The organism is Methylobacterium goesingense, from assembly GCF_022179225.1.
GTDB lineage: Bacteria > Pseudomonadota > Alphaproteobacteria > Rhizobiales > Beijerinckiaceae > Methylobacterium > Methylobacterium goesingense.
Genome location: NZ_BPQL01000075.1, coordinates 1 through 13,607 on the forward strand (window position 1 = coordinate 1; position 13,607 = coordinate 13,607).

The 13,607-nt window shown below is 72.1% G+C and carries 18 protein-coding genes and 1 pseudogene; 10 read left to right on the top strand and 9 right to left on the bottom strand.

What is annotated here, in order from left to right:
* From MFF30_RS14470 to MFF30_RS14485, 4 genes are all read right to left on the bottom strand, one after another.
* Nucleotides 1-496, bottom strand: a 496-nt coding sequence (locus MFF30_RS14470) for an ABC transporter permease subunit (protein WP_373320904.1), incomplete at its 3' end; no start/stop codon positions are given.
* A gap of 5 nt (nt 497-501) precedes the next feature.
* A complete protein-coding gene (locus MFF30_RS14475; RefSeq protein ID WP_238280096.1) occupies nt 502-1,455 on the bottom strand; it encodes an aliphatic sulfonate ABC transporter substrate-binding protein in 954 nt (317 codons plus the stop codon).
* Nucleotides 1,456-1,468: 13 nt separating this feature from the next.
* Nucleotides 1,469-2,059 (bottom strand): FMN reductase, encoded by a 591-nt coding sequence (gene msuE / locus MFF30_RS14480; protein ID WP_238280097.1) that lies wholly within the window; start codon nt 2,057-2,059, stop codon nt 1,469-1,471.
* A gap of 329 nt (nt 2,060-2,388) precedes the next feature.
* Entirely contained in the window at nt 2,389-3,465 is a 1,077-nt protein-coding gene (locus tag MFF30_RS14485) for an HD-GYP domain-containing protein (protein ID WP_238280098.1), read from the bottom strand.
* A 286-nt stretch (nt 3,466-3,751) separates the two neighbouring features.
* Between MFF30_RS14485 and MFF30_RS26095 the strand changes: the two are divergent.
* The 7 genes and pseudogenes from MFF30_RS26095 to MFF30_RS14515 form a co-directional block, all read left to right on the top strand.
* Nucleotides 3,752-3,859 (top strand): annotated as a pseudogene (locus MFF30_RS26095) (TIGR00645 family protein); the annotation flags it as partial.
* Nucleotides 3,860-3,892: 33 nt separating this feature from the next.
* Complete coding sequence (locus MFF30_RS14490; protein ID WP_238280099.1) at nt 3,893-4,216, top strand: DUF2293 domain-containing protein; 324 nt, start codon at nt 3,893-3,895, stop codon at nt 4,214-4,216.
* Nucleotides 4,217-4,347: 131 nt separating this feature from the next.
* Nucleotides 4,348-4,557: a TOBE domain-containing protein gene (locus tag MFF30_RS14495; RefSeq protein ID WP_055948660.1), complete on the top strand. Its 210-nt coding sequence runs from the start codon at nt 4,348-4,350 to the stop codon at nt 4,555-4,557.
* Nucleotides 4,558-4,562: 5 nt separating this feature from the next.
* Entirely contained in the window at nt 4,563-5,108 is a 546-nt protein-coding gene (locus MFF30_RS14500) for a hypothetical protein (protein WP_238280100.1), read from the top strand.
* A 157-nt stretch (nt 5,109-5,265) separates the two neighbouring features.
* Nucleotides 5,266-6,162 (top strand): penicillin-insensitive murein endopeptidase, encoded by an 897-nt coding sequence (gene mepA / locus MFF30_RS14505; protein WP_238280101.1) that lies wholly within the window; start codon nt 5,266-5,268, stop codon nt 6,160-6,162.
* Between the two features lie 53 nt (nt 6,163-6,215).
* Nucleotides 6,216-7,106 (top strand): aldose 1-epimerase family protein, encoded by an 891-nt coding sequence (locus MFF30_RS14510; protein WP_238280102.1) that lies wholly within the window; start codon nt 6,216-6,218, stop codon nt 7,104-7,106.
* Nucleotides 7,103-7,816, top strand: a complete 714-nt coding sequence (locus tag MFF30_RS14515; RefSeq protein ID WP_238280103.1) for a TenA family protein — start codon at nt 7,103-7,105, stop codon at nt 7,814-7,816. The genes MFF30_RS14510 and MFF30_RS14515 overlap by 4 nt, the downstream gene beginning before the upstream one ends.
* A 24-nt stretch (nt 7,817-7,840) precedes the next feature.
* Here the strand turns inward: MFF30_RS14515 and MFF30_RS14520 are convergent, their stop codons facing one another.
* Both MFF30_RS14520 and MFF30_RS14525 read right to left on the bottom strand, forming a co-directional pair.
* Nucleotides 7,841-8,158, bottom strand: coding sequence for a hypothetical protein (locus MFF30_RS14520; protein ID WP_373320905.1), 318 nt, complete (start codon nt 8,156-8,158; stop codon nt 7,841-7,843).
* Between the two features lie 407 nt (nt 8,159-8,565).
* Nucleotides 8,566-9,282 carry an HAD family hydrolase gene (locus tag MFF30_RS14525; protein WP_238280104.1) on the bottom strand — a complete coding sequence of 239 codons (717 nt, stop codon included), beginning with the start codon at nt 9,280-9,282 and terminating at the stop codon, nt 8,566-8,568.
* Between the two features lie 223 nt (nt 9,283-9,505).
* On the opposite strand from MFF30_RS14525, the gene MFF30_RS14530 reads away from it, so the two are divergent.
* The 3 genes from MFF30_RS14530 (at nt 9,506) to MFF30_RS14540 (ending at nt 11,273) form a co-directional block, all read left to right on the top strand.
* Nucleotides 9,506-9,826, top strand: coding sequence for a PetM family of cytochrome b6f complex subunit 7 (locus MFF30_RS14530; protein ID WP_238280105.1), 321 nt, complete (start codon nt 9,506-9,508; stop codon nt 9,824-9,826).
* Between the two features lie 179 nt (nt 9,827-10,005).
* Nucleotides 10,006-10,284 carry a hypothetical protein gene (locus MFF30_RS14535; RefSeq protein ID WP_238280106.1) on the top strand — a complete coding sequence of 93 codons (279 nt, stop codon included), beginning with the start codon at nt 10,006-10,008 and terminating at the stop codon, nt 10,282-10,284.
* Between the two features lie 35 nt (nt 10,285-10,319).
* Nucleotides 10,320-11,273: an ABC transporter ATP-binding protein gene (locus MFF30_RS14540; RefSeq protein WP_238280107.1), complete on the top strand. Its 954-nt coding sequence runs from the start codon at nt 10,320-10,322 to the stop codon at nt 11,271-11,273.
* Nucleotides 11,274-11,279: 6 nt separating this feature from the next.
* Here the strand turns inward: MFF30_RS14540 and MFF30_RS14545 are convergent, their stop codons facing one another.
* The 3 genes from MFF30_RS14545 to argH all read right to left on the bottom strand — a co-directional run.
* Nucleotides 11,280-11,918: an invasion associated locus b family protein gene (locus MFF30_RS14545; protein WP_238280108.1), complete on the bottom strand. Its 639-nt coding sequence runs from the start codon at nt 11,916-11,918 to the stop codon at nt 11,280-11,282.
* Nucleotides 11,919-12,078: 160 nt separating this feature from the next.
* Nucleotides 12,079-12,399 (bottom strand): hypothetical protein, encoded by a 321-nt coding sequence (locus MFF30_RS14550; protein WP_238280109.1) that lies wholly within the window; start codon nt 12,397-12,399, stop codon nt 12,079-12,081.
* A gap of 98 nt (nt 12,400-12,497) precedes the next feature.
* Nucleotides 12,498-13,607: argininosuccinate lyase (gene argH / locus MFF30_RS14555; protein WP_238280110.1), on the bottom strand; the 1,110-nt coding region annotated here is incomplete at its 5' end.

Here is a 13,607-nt window from a genome sequence, read left to right on the forward strand (position 1 = left end):
CATCCGCTCGGTGGACCCGCAACTCGTCGAGATGGGCCGGGTCCACCGAGCGGATGCCGTGCAGGGTGTTGGCATAGACGGGGAAGAACACCCCGATGGCCACGAGGAAGAGCTTGGCCTCCTCGTCGATGCCGAACCACAGGATCACGAGCGGGATCAGCGACAGGTGCGGGATGTTGCGGATCATCTGCAGCGTGGTGTCGGTGAGGCGCTCGGAGAGCCGCGACAGGCCGTTGGCGAGGCCGAGCGCGAAGCCGATGCCGCCGCCGATGAGGAAGCCGACGGCCGCGCGGGCGAAGCTGATCGAGAGGTTGGTCCAGAGCTCGCCGCTTCGGGCCGCCTGCCACCCCGCGGCGATGACCCCCGAGGGGGCCGGCATGAAGCGGGTGGAGACGAGGCCGGTGGAGGCGGCGACCTGCCAGCCGAGCAGGATCGCGGCGGGCACGAGCCAGGGCGTCAGGCGCTCCAGGGTGCGGGTGCTGAAGGAGGTCGTCATGGGGTTTAGCCCTTGCTCGCCGGAGGAGCCGGCGGCGTCCACACGGCATCGCGGACGCGGATGGGATTGGCGATCAGGCCCAGCGCCTGGAAGCGGTCGGCCACGCGCTGCTGGCCGGCGATGACCGTCTCGGAGAGCGGGGCGATGACGTAGACGCTGCGGTCGACGGCGCGCTGGGTCGCGTCGAGGGGCACGCCGGTGCCCTTCGACAGCAGCGCGGCGACCTCCGGGCGGTGCGCCTCGCACCAGGCTGCGACGTCACCGAGGGCAGAGACCACCGCCTGAACCACGGGGGCGTTGGCTTGCGTGAAGTCCCGGTTGCCGAGGAAGAAGTTGGTGGGCTTCTCGATCTCGGCGGCGCTGGCCAGGATGCGGATGCCGGGCTGGCGCTCGGCGATGGCGAAGTACGGGTCCCAGATCGCCCAGGCGTCGACGGCGCCCCGCGCGAAGGCGGCGGCCGCATCCGCGGGCGCCAGGGTCACGGGCTCGATATCCGCGTAGGTCAGCCCGGCTTTCTCGAGCGCGCGGACGACGAGGTAATGCGCGCTCGACCCCTTGGCGAAGGCGACGCGCCGGCCCTTGAGGTCGGCGAGCGTCGTCAGGGTCGAGCCCGGCGGCACCAGGATCGCCTCCCCCGAGCCGCCGGCATCCTGGGCCGCGACGTAGAGCAGGGTATTGCCGGCGGCCTGGGCGAAGACCGGGGGCGGCGCGCCGGTCTGACCGAAATCGATGGCGCCGACTCCGAGGGCCTCGAGGACCGGGGGCCCGAACGAGAACTCGGTCCAGCGCACGGAGACGCCGAGGGGCTTCAGCGCCTGCTCGATCGCGCCCTGCTGCTTGGCGACCACGAGGATGCCGTTCTTCTGGTAGCCGATCCGGAAGGTGCCACCCTGGGCCCGCGCCGGCCCGGGCAGGGCCGCCGCTAGGGCACCCGCGAGGAGGTTGCGTCGGGAGAGCATCGCCGGACGCCCCTCAGCCGGCACTGGCGAAGGCGGTGAGCGGAGCGTCCGGCGCCCCGGCACGCGCGGCCCGCGCCTGAAGCAGGTCCGCGAGCTGGCCCGCCGCGTCCTGGATGCGGGCCTTCACGCCCGGATCGACGAGGGCGCCGTCGCGAAAATCCGCGTCCGAGCCGTAGACCGCGCTGGGGATGGTGTGGGCGCTGAAGAACCCGAAGAGCGGGCGTAAGGAATGCTCGACCACGAGGGCGTGGCGTGGACCGCCGCCGGTGGCCGAGAGGATCACGGGCTTGCCCACCAGGGCCGCCGGATCGACGAAATCGAACAGGTGCTTGAACAGGCCCGTATAGGCGCCCTTGTAGACCGGCGTGCCCACGATCAGCGCGTCGGCGCCCTCGATGGCCTCGACGATGCGGCGCGCCGGCAGCGGCAGCAGGTCACGCGACCAGGCCGCGCCGAGGCCGGTGCCGGCATCGAGCATGTCGAACAGACGAATGTCCGCCCGCAGGTGCGCGCCGACCGCCTCGGCGAGGGATTCGGCCAGCGCCCGGGTCTTCGAGGGGCGCTGGAGGTTGGCGGTGAAGCCGACGATGCGGGGCAGCGACATGAAAGGACTCTCGCTCGGCGACAAGACCTCGGGACGCGAGCGTGCCATCGCTCAAGACGAGCGCTGGTCCACATCGGCGTTTTTCAAGATCTTGGCTCTGTAGAAGGGCTCGGCCCACAGATACTTCTGCGGTGCCGTTCTGAGGAAAACGTGCCCGCTACGGACGCGAGAATCAATGAAACGTTCTTTTGAAAGCATCCGGCCTCGGAGAGAAACGCTCCGGATATCGCGAGTCTGGGAGAGAATCGCTTTCGAGGGGCATTATCCTGCCGGGCTTTGGGCATCCGGCCCGGAATTTCGCCGCGGCGGACGCGCCGGAGTCCGCCCCCTCACGCCACCGCGACGTCGGGGATGGCGTGCAGCACGACGCGCTCGAAGGCGCGCAGGAGGTCGGCATCGAGCCGGGGAACCATGTCCAGCATCAGGGCGTGGGCCTGCCGGTGCGGGAGCCGGTCGCGGTAGGGACGCCGCTCCGTGAGCGCCGAATGGATGTCGCAGATCGTGACGAGGCGCACGAGGTCGGGGATCGCCGCGCCCGCGAGTCCGTCGGGGTAGCCCGAGCCGTCGAGCATCTCGTGGTGATGGCGCACCACCTGAAGCGTCTGCGCGTCGAAGCCGTCCTGGTCGCGCAGGAGGTCGGCCCCAATGGCGGGGTGGGTCTGCATCACCGCCATCTCGGCGGGAGTGAGCCGGCCGGGCTTGTTCAGGATCGCCAGGGGGATCCGGGCCTTGCCGAGATCGTGCAGCAGGGCCGCCCGGGCCAGGCGCATCTGGTCGGCGTGGGGCAGGCCGAGGCCGGTTCCGAAGGCGGCCGCGTAGCCGGCGACGCTGAGGGAATGCTGGTAGAGTTGCTGGTCATGGCGCTCGACGGCCTCCAGCCAGGTCCGGATACCGCATTCCGAGATCGCCTCGAGGATGACCTCCGTCCCGGCATCGGCCTCGGCTGGGGTCAGGACGCTGCCCGCCCCGGCGGCCTCGAAGACACGGGTAATCATGGCGTCGGCGACCCGCGCCAGGCTCTCGGCCCGCGCCGCCGTCGCGACGCCCAGGACCGGACGCTCCCTGGTCCGGCGCGAATCGATGAGGCCGAACAGGGTGGCGAGCACCACCGTCCGGGGCGCGTCAGCCCGCAGGGTCCGGGTGGCCGAGACCGCGCGGCCGATGGCATCGGCCTTGTTGGTGAGCTGCAGGGTCGCGATGCGGGAGGCGTGCAGCCGCGCCACCCAGGCACGGGCCAGGGCGGCGTTCCGGCTGACGTCCACCACGGCGACGGCGGGCAGGGCGGTGGGCAGCGGCTCACTCGGCTCGATGCAGCGGCAGGCGACCACGTTCTCGACGGCGCGGGCGAGCAGGGCCGCGAGTTGCGGCCGGTCCGAGACGATGAGAACCGTGTTGGTCTGGGTCACGAGCGGATCCGGTCAAACAGGCGTGCGGTCCGGCCTCCCGCCCGACTGCCGATACTTGACAGGAAATCTTTAGCGAACGCTTCACGATAAATCATCCCGAATTCATCTGATTCCGGCGGCGCGCCGCACCCGAGGTCCGGCCATGCCGGCGTCCTCCGACCCGCGCGCCACACGCCTTCCTCGTGCGCGCCCCTCGTACGCCTTGCCCGGCCCGGCCCCCGCATGCGACATGCCCGCGTCGCGTGTGACGGTCATCGCCCGGGCGCCCGGGGCGAGACCCTGCATGAGCGACCGGGATCTGGCCTGGCTGGTGGGCATCCATATGGTCTTCGTGGTCTCGGGCCTCCTGATGGCGCTCACCGACCGCCTGATCGCCGGCCATCACGACCGCTGAGGCCGAAGCGACCCGAAGAATGGGAGACACGCGATGAACAGGCGGGAGGCGGTCGCGGCGGCGCTGGCGCAACTCGCCCCGCGCCTGCCCGCGTTCGAGAGCGAGGCGGTGACCGACCGGGCCCTGGCGAGCCCCGGCCTGCGCAACGCGCGGCCGGACAACGCGGCCTGGCTCGCCCTGGTGGCCTATGCCCGCCACGTCTTCACCGAGTACGACGACCTGCTGGCGGACGGCTACGACCGCGACAGCGCCCGCCACTTCGTCCTCGACGACCTCAACGCCGCCCTTGCCGAATGGGGCTCGCGCCGCCGGGTCTCGGAGGAGGAAAGCGCGCCGGAGGAGGACGAAGCCCCGTGAGCCCGATCACGGTCGCGCGGGCTCCGGTGCTGGGTTGCATCCGGACGGGTTGCACCGCGCCGGCGTGAGCGGCATCGTCCCGCCGCGCCGGCCCCCGTCCGGGCCGGCCCAACGCAAGGGAATCCGTCGTCATGAAGATCAGCGCGCGCAACGTCCTCAAGGGCAAGGTCGTCTCGGTCGAGAAGGGGGCCACCACGGCCCATGTGAAGATCGAGATCGCCGGCGGCCAGCTGGTCACCGCCTCGATCACCAACGAATCCGTCGACAGCCTGAAGCTGACCGTGGGCGGAGAGGCCTACGCCGTGGTGAAGTCCTCCGACGTGCTGGTCGCGGTGGATTGAGGGCGATGCGCCGGCTCGCCGCGACCGCGCTCCTCGCGCTGTCCGCCACCTGTGCGGCTCCCCTCGCGGGGGCCCGGGCGCAGTCCTCCGGCGGTTTGCCGGCCGCGGACCCGGCGGCCTGCACGCAGTTCGACTGGTCACTCTTGCGCGAGCAGGCGTGGTTCTCGGCCTCCAGCCTGCCGCGGGTCGAATCCGGCGGCACCCTGGCGGCGGCGATGCCGGCCGCCATCCTGGTCCTGAAGCCGCAGGACGCGGTCGCCCCGCCCTTCGCGCCCTCGCGGGAGTCCAGGCCCGGGGCCCGGGGCGGCGTGCTGCACCTCGCGGCGCCGCTCGCCCCCGGCGCCTACCAGGTCACCCTGTCGGACCGGGCCTGGATCGACGTGAGCCAGGACGACCGGACCACCCGGCCCCCGACCGCGAGCACGATGCGCCCCGGGTGCCCGATGCTGGCGAAAAGCGTGCGGTTCCAGCTCGGCACCGCGCCGATCACCCTCCTGGTAAGCGATGCGGCCGTCGATACGATCCGGATCGCCGTGGCGCCGGTGGAGTAGGGCGACGCCGCGGACCCTCGACGGGGCGATCCCCGATGGACTAGCGTGGCTTCGAGACCTCGATTCCTCGCCCATAGAAGATCCTCGGCGCCCCGCCCCGCGGGGACGCGATCCCGGGAGCCCTCCGCTGACCCTTCGCCTTCGCCTCGCGACGCTCGTGCTCCTCGGCTCCTGCCTCGGCCTGCCCGCCGAGGCCCAGGACCGGGGCAGCGTGAACCCGAAGCCCCTGCCGCCGCTGGCCAACCCGGACGCCCCGGACACGCCGGCCAAGGCCCTGTTCGGCCGCGCCCTGACCCCGGCACCGGGCCCCGCCCATGCCTACGGGTCCTATGCCAAGGGCTGCTTCTCGGGCGGCGAGGCCCTGGCCGTCGACGGACCGAACTGGCAGGTCATGCGCCTGTCGCGCAACCGGATGTGGGGCACCCCGCCGCTGGTCGAGTTCCTCGAGCGGCTGGCCGCCAAGGCCCCCCGCATCGGCTGGAACGGCCTCCTCGTCGGCGACATGTCGCAGCCGCGCGGCGGTCCGATGCTCACCGGCCACGCCTCGCACCAGCTCGGCCTCGACGCCGACATCTGGCTGACCCCGATGCCCGACCACCGCATGAGTCGGACCGAGCGCGAGGAGACTTCCGCCACCAACGTGGTCCGGCCCGACCGCCTGGACATCGACCCGCAGGTCTGGACCCCCGAGCACCTCAAGCTCATCCGGATGACGGCGCAGGAGCGCGAGGTGGCGCGCATCTTCGTCAACCCGGCGATCAAGAAGGCCTTGTGCCGCGAGGCCGGCGGCGACCGCGCCTGGCTCTCCAAGGTGCGGCCGATGTACGGGCACAACTACCACTACCATATCCGCCTCGCCTGCCCGGCGGGCCAGGACCAGTGCGGCGACCAGGCCCCGCCGCCCTCCGGCGACGGCTGCGGTGAGGAACTGGCCTACTGGTTCAGCGACGCGATCATGAATCCGAAGCCCGCCACGAAGCCGCCGCGCCCGAAGCCGCCGATGACGATGGCCGCGCTTCCGGCCGCCTGCCGGGCGGTGCTGAAGGCGCGCTGACCCCTCCCACCGCGCCCCGCGAGGGCGGCGGCCAGCCGGACGACAGGATACAGATGGGCGAACGGATCACGATCACGGCCGGCGACGGCACGCAGGCGGTCATCGACGCCGACGGGGCCGAGCCCGTCTCCTGGCAGGTCGGGGGCCGCGCGTACCTATGGAGCGGCGACCCCGCGCACTGGAACCGGCACGCACCCTGGCTCTTCCCGGTGGTCGGCGCCTCCAGCGACGGCACGGTCCATGTGGGGGACCAGGCCTACCCCATGCCGCAGCACGGCTTTGCCCGCGACCTGCCCTTCACGGTGATCGAGCGCTCCGACGACAGCGTGAGCCTGCGCCTCACCGACAGCGCGGAAACCCGGGCGCACTACCCTTACGCCTTCCGCCTCGACATCGTCGCGCGGGTCGGACCCGGCCTCCTCGATTTCGAGATCTGGATCGAGAACACCGACGCGGTGCCCCTGCCCTACGGGCTCGGCTTCCATCCGGCCTTCCCCTGGCCCTTCGCCGGGGGCACCCGCGCCGCCGGGGGCGGCTACGCGGTCCGCTTCGAGCACCCGGAGCGGCCCTTCGTGCCGGAAGTGGGCGCGGGCGGCCTGCTCCTGCGCGACGAGCGGCCGATCCCGCTCACGGGCGACACCCTGCCCCTCGACCCGGCGCTCTTCACCGAGGCCCTGGTCTTCCGGGATGCGGCGAGCGGCTGGATGCGCTTCACCGGACCCGACGGCACGGCGATCCGCCTCGCGGTGTCGGATTTCCCCCATCTGGCAGTCTGGACCAAGCCGACGGCCCCGTTCCTCTCCCTGGAATGCTGGACCGGCCACGCCGACTGGGCGGGCTTTGCCGGCGACCTCACGGGCCGGGATTCGCAGCGCCTGCTGGCGCCGGGCGCCCGCGCCCGTCACGGCGTCACGCTGTCCTTCGAGCGGGAGACTCGGGCATGACCGACCCCGTCCCGGCGGAGACGTTTTCCGCGCAGGCCTTCTCGGCGCAGGCTTTCTCCGCACAGGCCTGGGCCCGCAACGCGGAGGCCTACGAGGCCATCCGCACCATGCCGTTCAATGCCGAGCTCGCCGCCGGCAGCCTCGCCCGGGCGCGCTTCATCCACTACATCGTGCAGGACGCGCACTACCTCGTGGGCTTCAGCCGCGCGCTGGCTATGGCCGCCGCCAAGGCGCCGAACCCCGACCGGATGGTGCAGTTCGCCCGCGCGGCCGAGACCGCCATCGTGGTGGAACGCTCGCTCCACGGCGGCTTCTTCCGCGATTACGGCATCGACGCCGCGACCTTCGCGGACACGCCGCTGTCGCCTCCGTGCGACCACTACGTCTCCTACCTCCTCGCCACCGCGTATGCGGAGCCCTACGAGGTGGTGCTCGGCGCGCTGCTGCCCTGTTTCTGGATCTATGCCGAGATCGGCCGGGACATCTTCTCCCGCGCGCGGGCCGACAACCCGTACCGCGCCTGGATCGACACCTATGCGGGCGAGGACTTCGCCCAGGCGGTGGCCGAGATGATCGCCGCCACCGACGAGGCGGCCGCGGGCGCCTCGCCGGATGTCCGCGCGCGGATGCACAATGCCTACGCTCAGGCCACCCGCCTCGAATACTTGTTCTGGGACGGGGCCTACCGCGAGGCGTGCTGGCCGGTCTGACACGCGGCGGCCAGCGCGCCGGGCTCACACGGCCTGGAGGCGGCTCTCCCGCGCACCGATCCGATGGCGGAAGCGGTCGCGTGCGGCGCGCGCCGCCTGCTCGACGCTGCGGAAGACCGCGCCGTCGAGGAGGTCGAAGTCGCGGTTCGAAGAGAAGAAGCGCACGCCGCCGGGCTCCGGCACGGCGATCCCGGCGGCGATCTCGCCGACCTCGATGATCCGGGCCGGCGCGGGCTCGGCATGGAGGCGGTTGCGGGCGCGCTCCGCCCGGTGATCCACGAAGCCGGGGGCCGCGTGCAGGCGATTCAGCGCCCGCTCGGCCTCGATTTGAAGATGGGACATGACAAGGACTCCGGTGGCCGGCGCCAGGCCGGCGGACAACGAACGGTGGGACGCGACGGAGAGGTCAGCGTCGACAGCAGCCGCGTTGGGACCGGGAAGCCGAGGACCGGAGGAGCGAGGCGTCGCCCTGCCGGAGGATTGCGTCGCAGACAGTCACGGCAAGTCATCCTTTCCAGGAAGGACCACGAGGCGCGCGCGCATCGCGGTGCTTTAGCGTTTGATGACGCGGCGCAAGCTACACACTTCAAATCACCGCGGTCCGGCGACACGTTTGGGCGTCGTCGAACGTCTTAAAGATGCTCATCGCGTTGCGTTTCGTCAACGGATCGATCTTCCGAATGCAGTACCGTGCGTGGCAGAAAGGGCCACGCTTCGGTCCCTGCGGGGATGCTTCCTGCGCGACCGCCTCAGGCGGCCGCGAGCACGGCGGGCAGATCCCCGTAATCGCGAAAAATCCGGGCCGCGCCGGCCCGCGTCAGGTCGGCGGCGGCCGGGTCATGATTCCAGTGGCCGCCGCCGCTGAAGCCGACGACCCGCATGCCGGCGGCACGGGCGGCCGTGACGCCGGGCACGCTGTCCTCGATGACGAGGCAGGCGTCGGGCGCCACGCCCATCGTGGCGGCGGCATGGAGGAACAGGTCCGGCGCCGGCTTGCCCCGTGCCACCATGGTCGAGGAGAAGATCCGCCCCTCGAACAGCGCCAGCAGCCCGGTGAGCCCGAGGGAATGGCGCAGCCGCACGGGGTCGCTGCTGGAGGCGACGCAGGAGGGCAGGCCGAGGGCGGCGACCGCCGCCGCGACCCCGGCGACCGCGCGCAACTCCGTGTCGAAGGCACGCAGCGTGTCCGCCTTCACCGCCTCGACGAACCCGTCCGGCGCCGTGACCCCGTAATCGCGCGCGATGTGCTCCATGATCGAGACCATCGAGGTGCCGGCGAAGCGCGCCCGCACGGTCTCGACGTCGATGGGCACGCCGATGCGGTTGAGGCCGGCGGTGAGGCGCGCGAGGCTGATCGGCTCGCTGTCGACGAGCACCCCGTCGCAATCGAAGATCACAAGCCCGAGGGGCGGTGCGGTCTCGCCAGGCGCGGGCAGCGGATCGAGGAGCGTTGAGGCGTCGGGCATGGGTCTGGGTCGGATCTCGGGTTGCGGCCGGGCCCCGCGCGCCGCGCGGCCCCGTGCCCGCATATGGCGCGCTCGCCATCCGGCGCAAACCGCGCGGCCCGCAGGCTCCGGCGTCCATGGCTCTCGCGGCGATGCCTCTCGCAGCGGTGGCTTGCGCCCGTCGGCCCGCCCTCCTACTCAAACCCAGGGCCGGCGCGGATGCCGGCGGATGCGATCGGGTGCGATGGTCCGTTTCCTCAGCCGCTTCCTCGGGCTCGTCTTTCTCGCGGGCGGCTTCGTCTGTCTCGTCTACGACGGCGCCCGCTCCATCGCGAACAATGCCCTGCGCATCACCAGCGTCAGCGACCTCGCCTTCACCCTGTTCAAAGACCGGGCGAGCGCCCTGCAGGGCACGGTGGAGGGGGTGGCCCCCTGGCTCTGGCAGATCCTCGTGCTGCCCCTGACCCTGGCGCCCGCCGCCCTGCTCGGCCTCGTGATCGGTGCCGTCCTGCTCTGGATCGGCCAGCCGGCCCGCGAGCGCATCGGTTTCCTCAGCGGCCCCTGAAACGTCCCGCGTGCGCGCGTGCCGTTTGGCACCCCGCCGGATCCGCATGCGTCGCGGACAATGGTTCAGGCGCCATATTGTTTACCGCTGTCCGTCGTAGACAGGGCAGACGTGTGGGGCCACGGCGTCGCTTCGGCCCCGCGCGCGACCTTCGAACCCTGTCAGGGATTGTCCTCCTCATGTCCCGCATCGCCGTCCTCAGCGCCCTAACCGTCCTGCTCGGTGCCGCGCCGGCCCTGGCGCAGCCGAGTTCCGGGGCGCCGGGCCCCGTCCCGCGCAACATCACCGCCACCGGCGTCACGAAGCCGCCGAGTGGTGGCGGCGCGGCGAAGGCCCCCTACACCCGCGCCTCCACGGAGGCCGACATGGCCAAGGCCCAGCGCGCGGCGGCCGCCCGCGACAAGGCCTGGGACACCAAGATGCGCACCACCATGGGCTCGATCTGCAAGGGCTGCTGAGGCAAGGGCTGCTGAAGCCAGTCCGGACCCGCGCCGTGATCCGCCTGGAGGGGGTGAGCAAGCGCTTTCCGGGCGCCGAGCGCCCCGCCGTCGACGATGTCGACCTCGCTGTGGAGGAAGGCAGCGTCTGCGCGCTGATCGGGCCCTCCGGCTGCGGCAAGTCCACCACGCTGCGCATGGTGAACCGGCTGGTGGAACCGGATGCGGGCCGGGTCCTGGTGGCGGGCGAGGACGTGACGCGGGGCGACCCCGTGACCCTACGCCGGCGCATCGGCTACGTGCTCCAGGGCGTCGGCCTGTTCCCCCACCGCAGCGTCGCCGAGAACGTCGCCACCGTTCCGGGCCTGCTGGGCTGGAAGCGGGCGCGGATCGCCGAGCGCGTGGACGCGATGCTCGACCTCGTCGGCCTCGATCCGGCCGAATACCGGGCGCGCCGCCCGCACGAACTCTCCGGTGGCCAGCGCCAGCGCGTGGGCGTGGCCCGGGCGCTCGCCGCCGACCCGCCGGTCCTCCTCATGGACGAGCCCTTCGGCGCGGTGGATCCCCTCGCCCGCGACCGCCTGCAGGGCGAGATCCGCGCCATCCTGCGCCGCTTGCGCAAGACCGTGCTGATCGTCACTCACGACATCGACGAGGCCATGCGGATGGGCGACCGCGTCGTGCTCATGCGCGCGGGCCGCATCGTCCAGGCCGATGCGCCGGAGCGCCTGCTCGCCGCACCGGCGGACGCCTTCGCCGCCGGGTTCGTGGGCCAGGACCGCGCCCTGCGCCGCCTCGCGTTGATGGCCGCCGGCAGCCTGGGCAGCCCCGGCGCCGTCCCGGGCGCCCCCGCGATCGCGGCGTCGGCCTCGCTGCGGGAGGCGCTGTCCCTCCTCCTCGCCACTGGCGCCGACGGGCTGAATCTCACCGGCCACGGCCCGCCGGCCCATCTCACCCTGGCGGCGATCCGCGCCGAGGCGGCGCGGGCGGGTGACGCGGGCCCGGCATAGGCCCGCCTACTTGCACTCCTCGCGGGCGCGCTTCATCGCATCGCCGAAGCCCGCCAGGGCGTACTCGTCGCTGGTAGGATTGCCGCGCAGCGACGTGGTCTTGATCTGGAGCTTCGGGGTCCGGGTCATCTCGGTGACCACGCGGGTCTCCTCGGCCGGGTTCTGGAGCCAGGCGTTGTTATCCTTCGTCACGAGGCCGTAGCGGGTGGCGCCGAGGTTCAGGGTCGGGTCGGTGGCGGCGGGGCCCGCATTGGCCTTGGCCTGGCTGCTCGCGGGCTTGGCGGGGAAGCCCAGCATCACCGCGACCTCGTTGGCCACGTTCTCGGCCTTGCGCACGGTGACGAACAGGTAGGCCGTGTCGCGCTTCAGGGTTTTCGGGGAGCGTGTCTGGGGCTGGGCGATGGCGTAGCAGACGCGGGTCTTGCCCTGGCCGTTGGCGAAGACGTTCCAGTCGCCGAAAATCGCAACCGGCGTCGCCTGCTGCATGCCGGGGGCCGTCACGGGCGCCTTCTTCTCGCGCCCGCGCCGGCGCTTCTTGCCCGGGGCCTCCGGTTCCTCCGGGGCGGCCTCCTGAGCGAAAGCCGGCGTCGCGCCGAGGGTATGGGGCAGCGGCACGAAGGGCGCCACGGCGGTCAGGACGATCATGGCGGCTCCGAACCGGAGACCGCGCCACAGAACAGGAATCATGAAGGACCCTTGGAAGGACGCCGCCGGGCCGAGAGACCCTGACATTCGTCCGAAATTGCGTCCGAAATTGCGGCGCCCGCGCGCCGGTTTCATACGGAGGTCTGCGACCGGCGGCGCTTCAGACGGCGTGGGCCTCGGGCGCGAAGCCCGCCGGCATCGGAATGGCCGCGAGCGCGGCGGAGAGGACGGTTCCGAGGCTCCCGTCCGGCCCAGCCTGGGACTGCGCCGGCTCGGGCACCGCCATCTCGGGCGCTTGGATGCGCGGCAGCGGGCGCGGCTTCGGATCGTTGTAGGGCGTGTTGTAGCACTTGCGCACCGAGGCCCAGAAGGCGTCCCGGTCGGCGTCGGTTAGGCGGCCGAGGGCTGCGTCGATCCGCTGAATGGCTTCGGCCGCGAGGGCGGGGACGTCGTCGGGCGCGATCCAGCTGTCGGCGGGCATGGGAGATCTCCGAGGGGCTCGGGGCAGGTCCTACACAGCATCACATAGCTAAGCCGTGAACGCACCTGCCCGGTGCGTGGTTCTTCAGGCCGGCCGGGTCAGGCGTTCCCAAGGGCGCCGAGCCAGCGGGTCGCCTGCGCGCGCACGTTGTCGGGGGCCGTGCCGCCGTAGCTGGTGCGGCTCGACACCGAGTTCTCGACGCCGAGGACCGCGTAGACCGCCTCCGTGATGCGCGGCTCGGCCTCCTGCATCTCGGCCAGCGAGAGCGCCTCCAGCCCGACATCGCGGGCGGAGGCCACGCCGACGAGGCGGCCGGTGACGTGGTGGGCCTCCCGGAACGGCAGGCCGAGTTCGCGCACCAGCCAGTCGGCGAGATCGGTCGCCGTGGCGTAGCCGGAGCCGGCGGCGCGCGCCAGCACGGGCGCGTTGGGCTCGAGGTCGCGCACCATGCCGGTCATGGCGGCCAAGCACAAGGAGAGGGCCTGGAGGGCGTCGAAGGTACCCTCCTTGTCCTCCTGCATGTCCTTCGAATAGGCGAGCGGCAGGCCCTTCATCACGATGAGGAGCCCGGTGAGCGCGCCGATGACGCGGCCGGACTTCGCCCGCACCAGCTCGGCGGCGTCCGGGTTGCGCTTCTGCGGCATGATCGACGAGCCGGTGGTGTATCCGTCCGACAGCCTGACGAAGTTGAACTGCGCCGAGGTCCAGACCACGAGCTCTTCGGCGAAGCGCGAGAGGTGGACGGCACAGATCGACGCGGCTGCGAGCGATTCGAGGGCGAAGTCACGGTCGGCCACCGAATCCAGCGAGTTCGCCGTCGGTCGGTCGAAGCCGAGCGCGGCGGCCGTGGCGTGCCGGTCGATGGGGAAGGAGGTGCCGGCAAGCGCCGCCGCACCGAGCGGGCACTCGTTGAGCCGCGCGCGGGCATCGCGGAAGCGGCCACGGTCGCGGGCCAGCATCTCCACGTAGGCGAGGCAATGGTGCCCGAAGGTGACGGGCTGGGCCGATTGCAGGTGGGTGAAGCCCGGCATCACCGTGGCCGCGTGCGTCAGGGCCTTCTCGGCCAGCGCCCGCTGCAGGTCGGCGGCCTGGGCGTCGAGGCTGTCCAGGGTGTCGCGCACCCACAGCTTCATGTCGGTGGCGACCTGGTCGTTGCGCGAGCGCGCGGTGTGCAGGCGCCCGGCCGCCGGGCCGACGATCTCGGTCAG

Excerpts from the sequence above, each read along its gene's own strand:
- MFF30_RS14475 (WP_238280096.1), bottom strand. The coding sequence starts at position 1,455 with ATGCTCTCCCGACGCAACCTCCTCGCGGGTGCCCTAGCGGCGGCCCTG.
- msuE (WP_238280097.1), bottom strand. The coding sequence starts at position 2,059 with ATGTCGCTGCCCCGCATCGTCGGCTTCACCGCCAACCTCCAGCGCCCC.
- MFF30_RS14490 (WP_238280099.1), top strand. The coding sequence starts at position 3,893 with ATGAACAGGCGGGAGGCGGTCGCGGCGGCGCTGGCGCAACTCGCCCCG.
- MFF30_RS14495 (WP_055948660.1), top strand. The coding sequence starts at position 4,348 with ATGAAGATCAGCGCGCGCAACGTCCTCAAGGGCAAGGTCGTCTCGGTC.
- MFF30_RS14500 (WP_238280100.1), top strand. The coding sequence starts at position 4,563 with ATGCGCCGGCTCGCCGCGACCGCGCTCCTCGCGCTGTCCGCCACCTGT.
- MFF30_RS14510 (WP_238280102.1), top strand. The coding sequence starts at position 6,216 with ATGGGCGAACGGATCACGATCACGGCCGGCGACGGCACGCAGGCGGTC.
- MFF30_RS14515 (WP_238280103.1), top strand. The coding sequence starts at position 7,103 with ATGACCGACCCCGTCCCGGCGGAGACGTTTTCCGCGCAGGCCTTCTCG.
- MFF30_RS14520 (WP_373320905.1), bottom strand. The coding sequence starts at position 8,158 with ATGTCCCATCTTCAAATCGAGGCCGAGCGGGCGCTGAATCGCCTGCAC.
- MFF30_RS14525 (WP_238280104.1), bottom strand. The coding sequence starts at position 9,282 with ATGCCCGACGCCTCAACGCTCCTCGATCCGCTGCCCGCGCCTGGCGAG.
- MFF30_RS14530 (WP_238280105.1), top strand. The coding sequence starts at position 9,506 with ATGGTCCGTTTCCTCAGCCGCTTCCTCGGGCTCGTCTTTCTCGCGGGC.
- MFF30_RS14535 (WP_238280106.1), top strand. The coding sequence starts at position 10,006 with ATGTCCCGCATCGCCGTCCTCAGCGCCCTAACCGTCCTGCTCGGTGCC.
- MFF30_RS14545 (WP_238280108.1), bottom strand. The coding sequence starts at position 11,918 with ATGATCGTCCTGACCGCCGTGGCGCCCTTCGTGCCGCTGCCCCATACC.
- MFF30_RS14550 (WP_238280109.1), bottom strand. The coding sequence starts at position 12,399 with ATGCCCGCCGACAGCTGGATCGCGCCCGACGACGTCCCCGCCCTCGCG.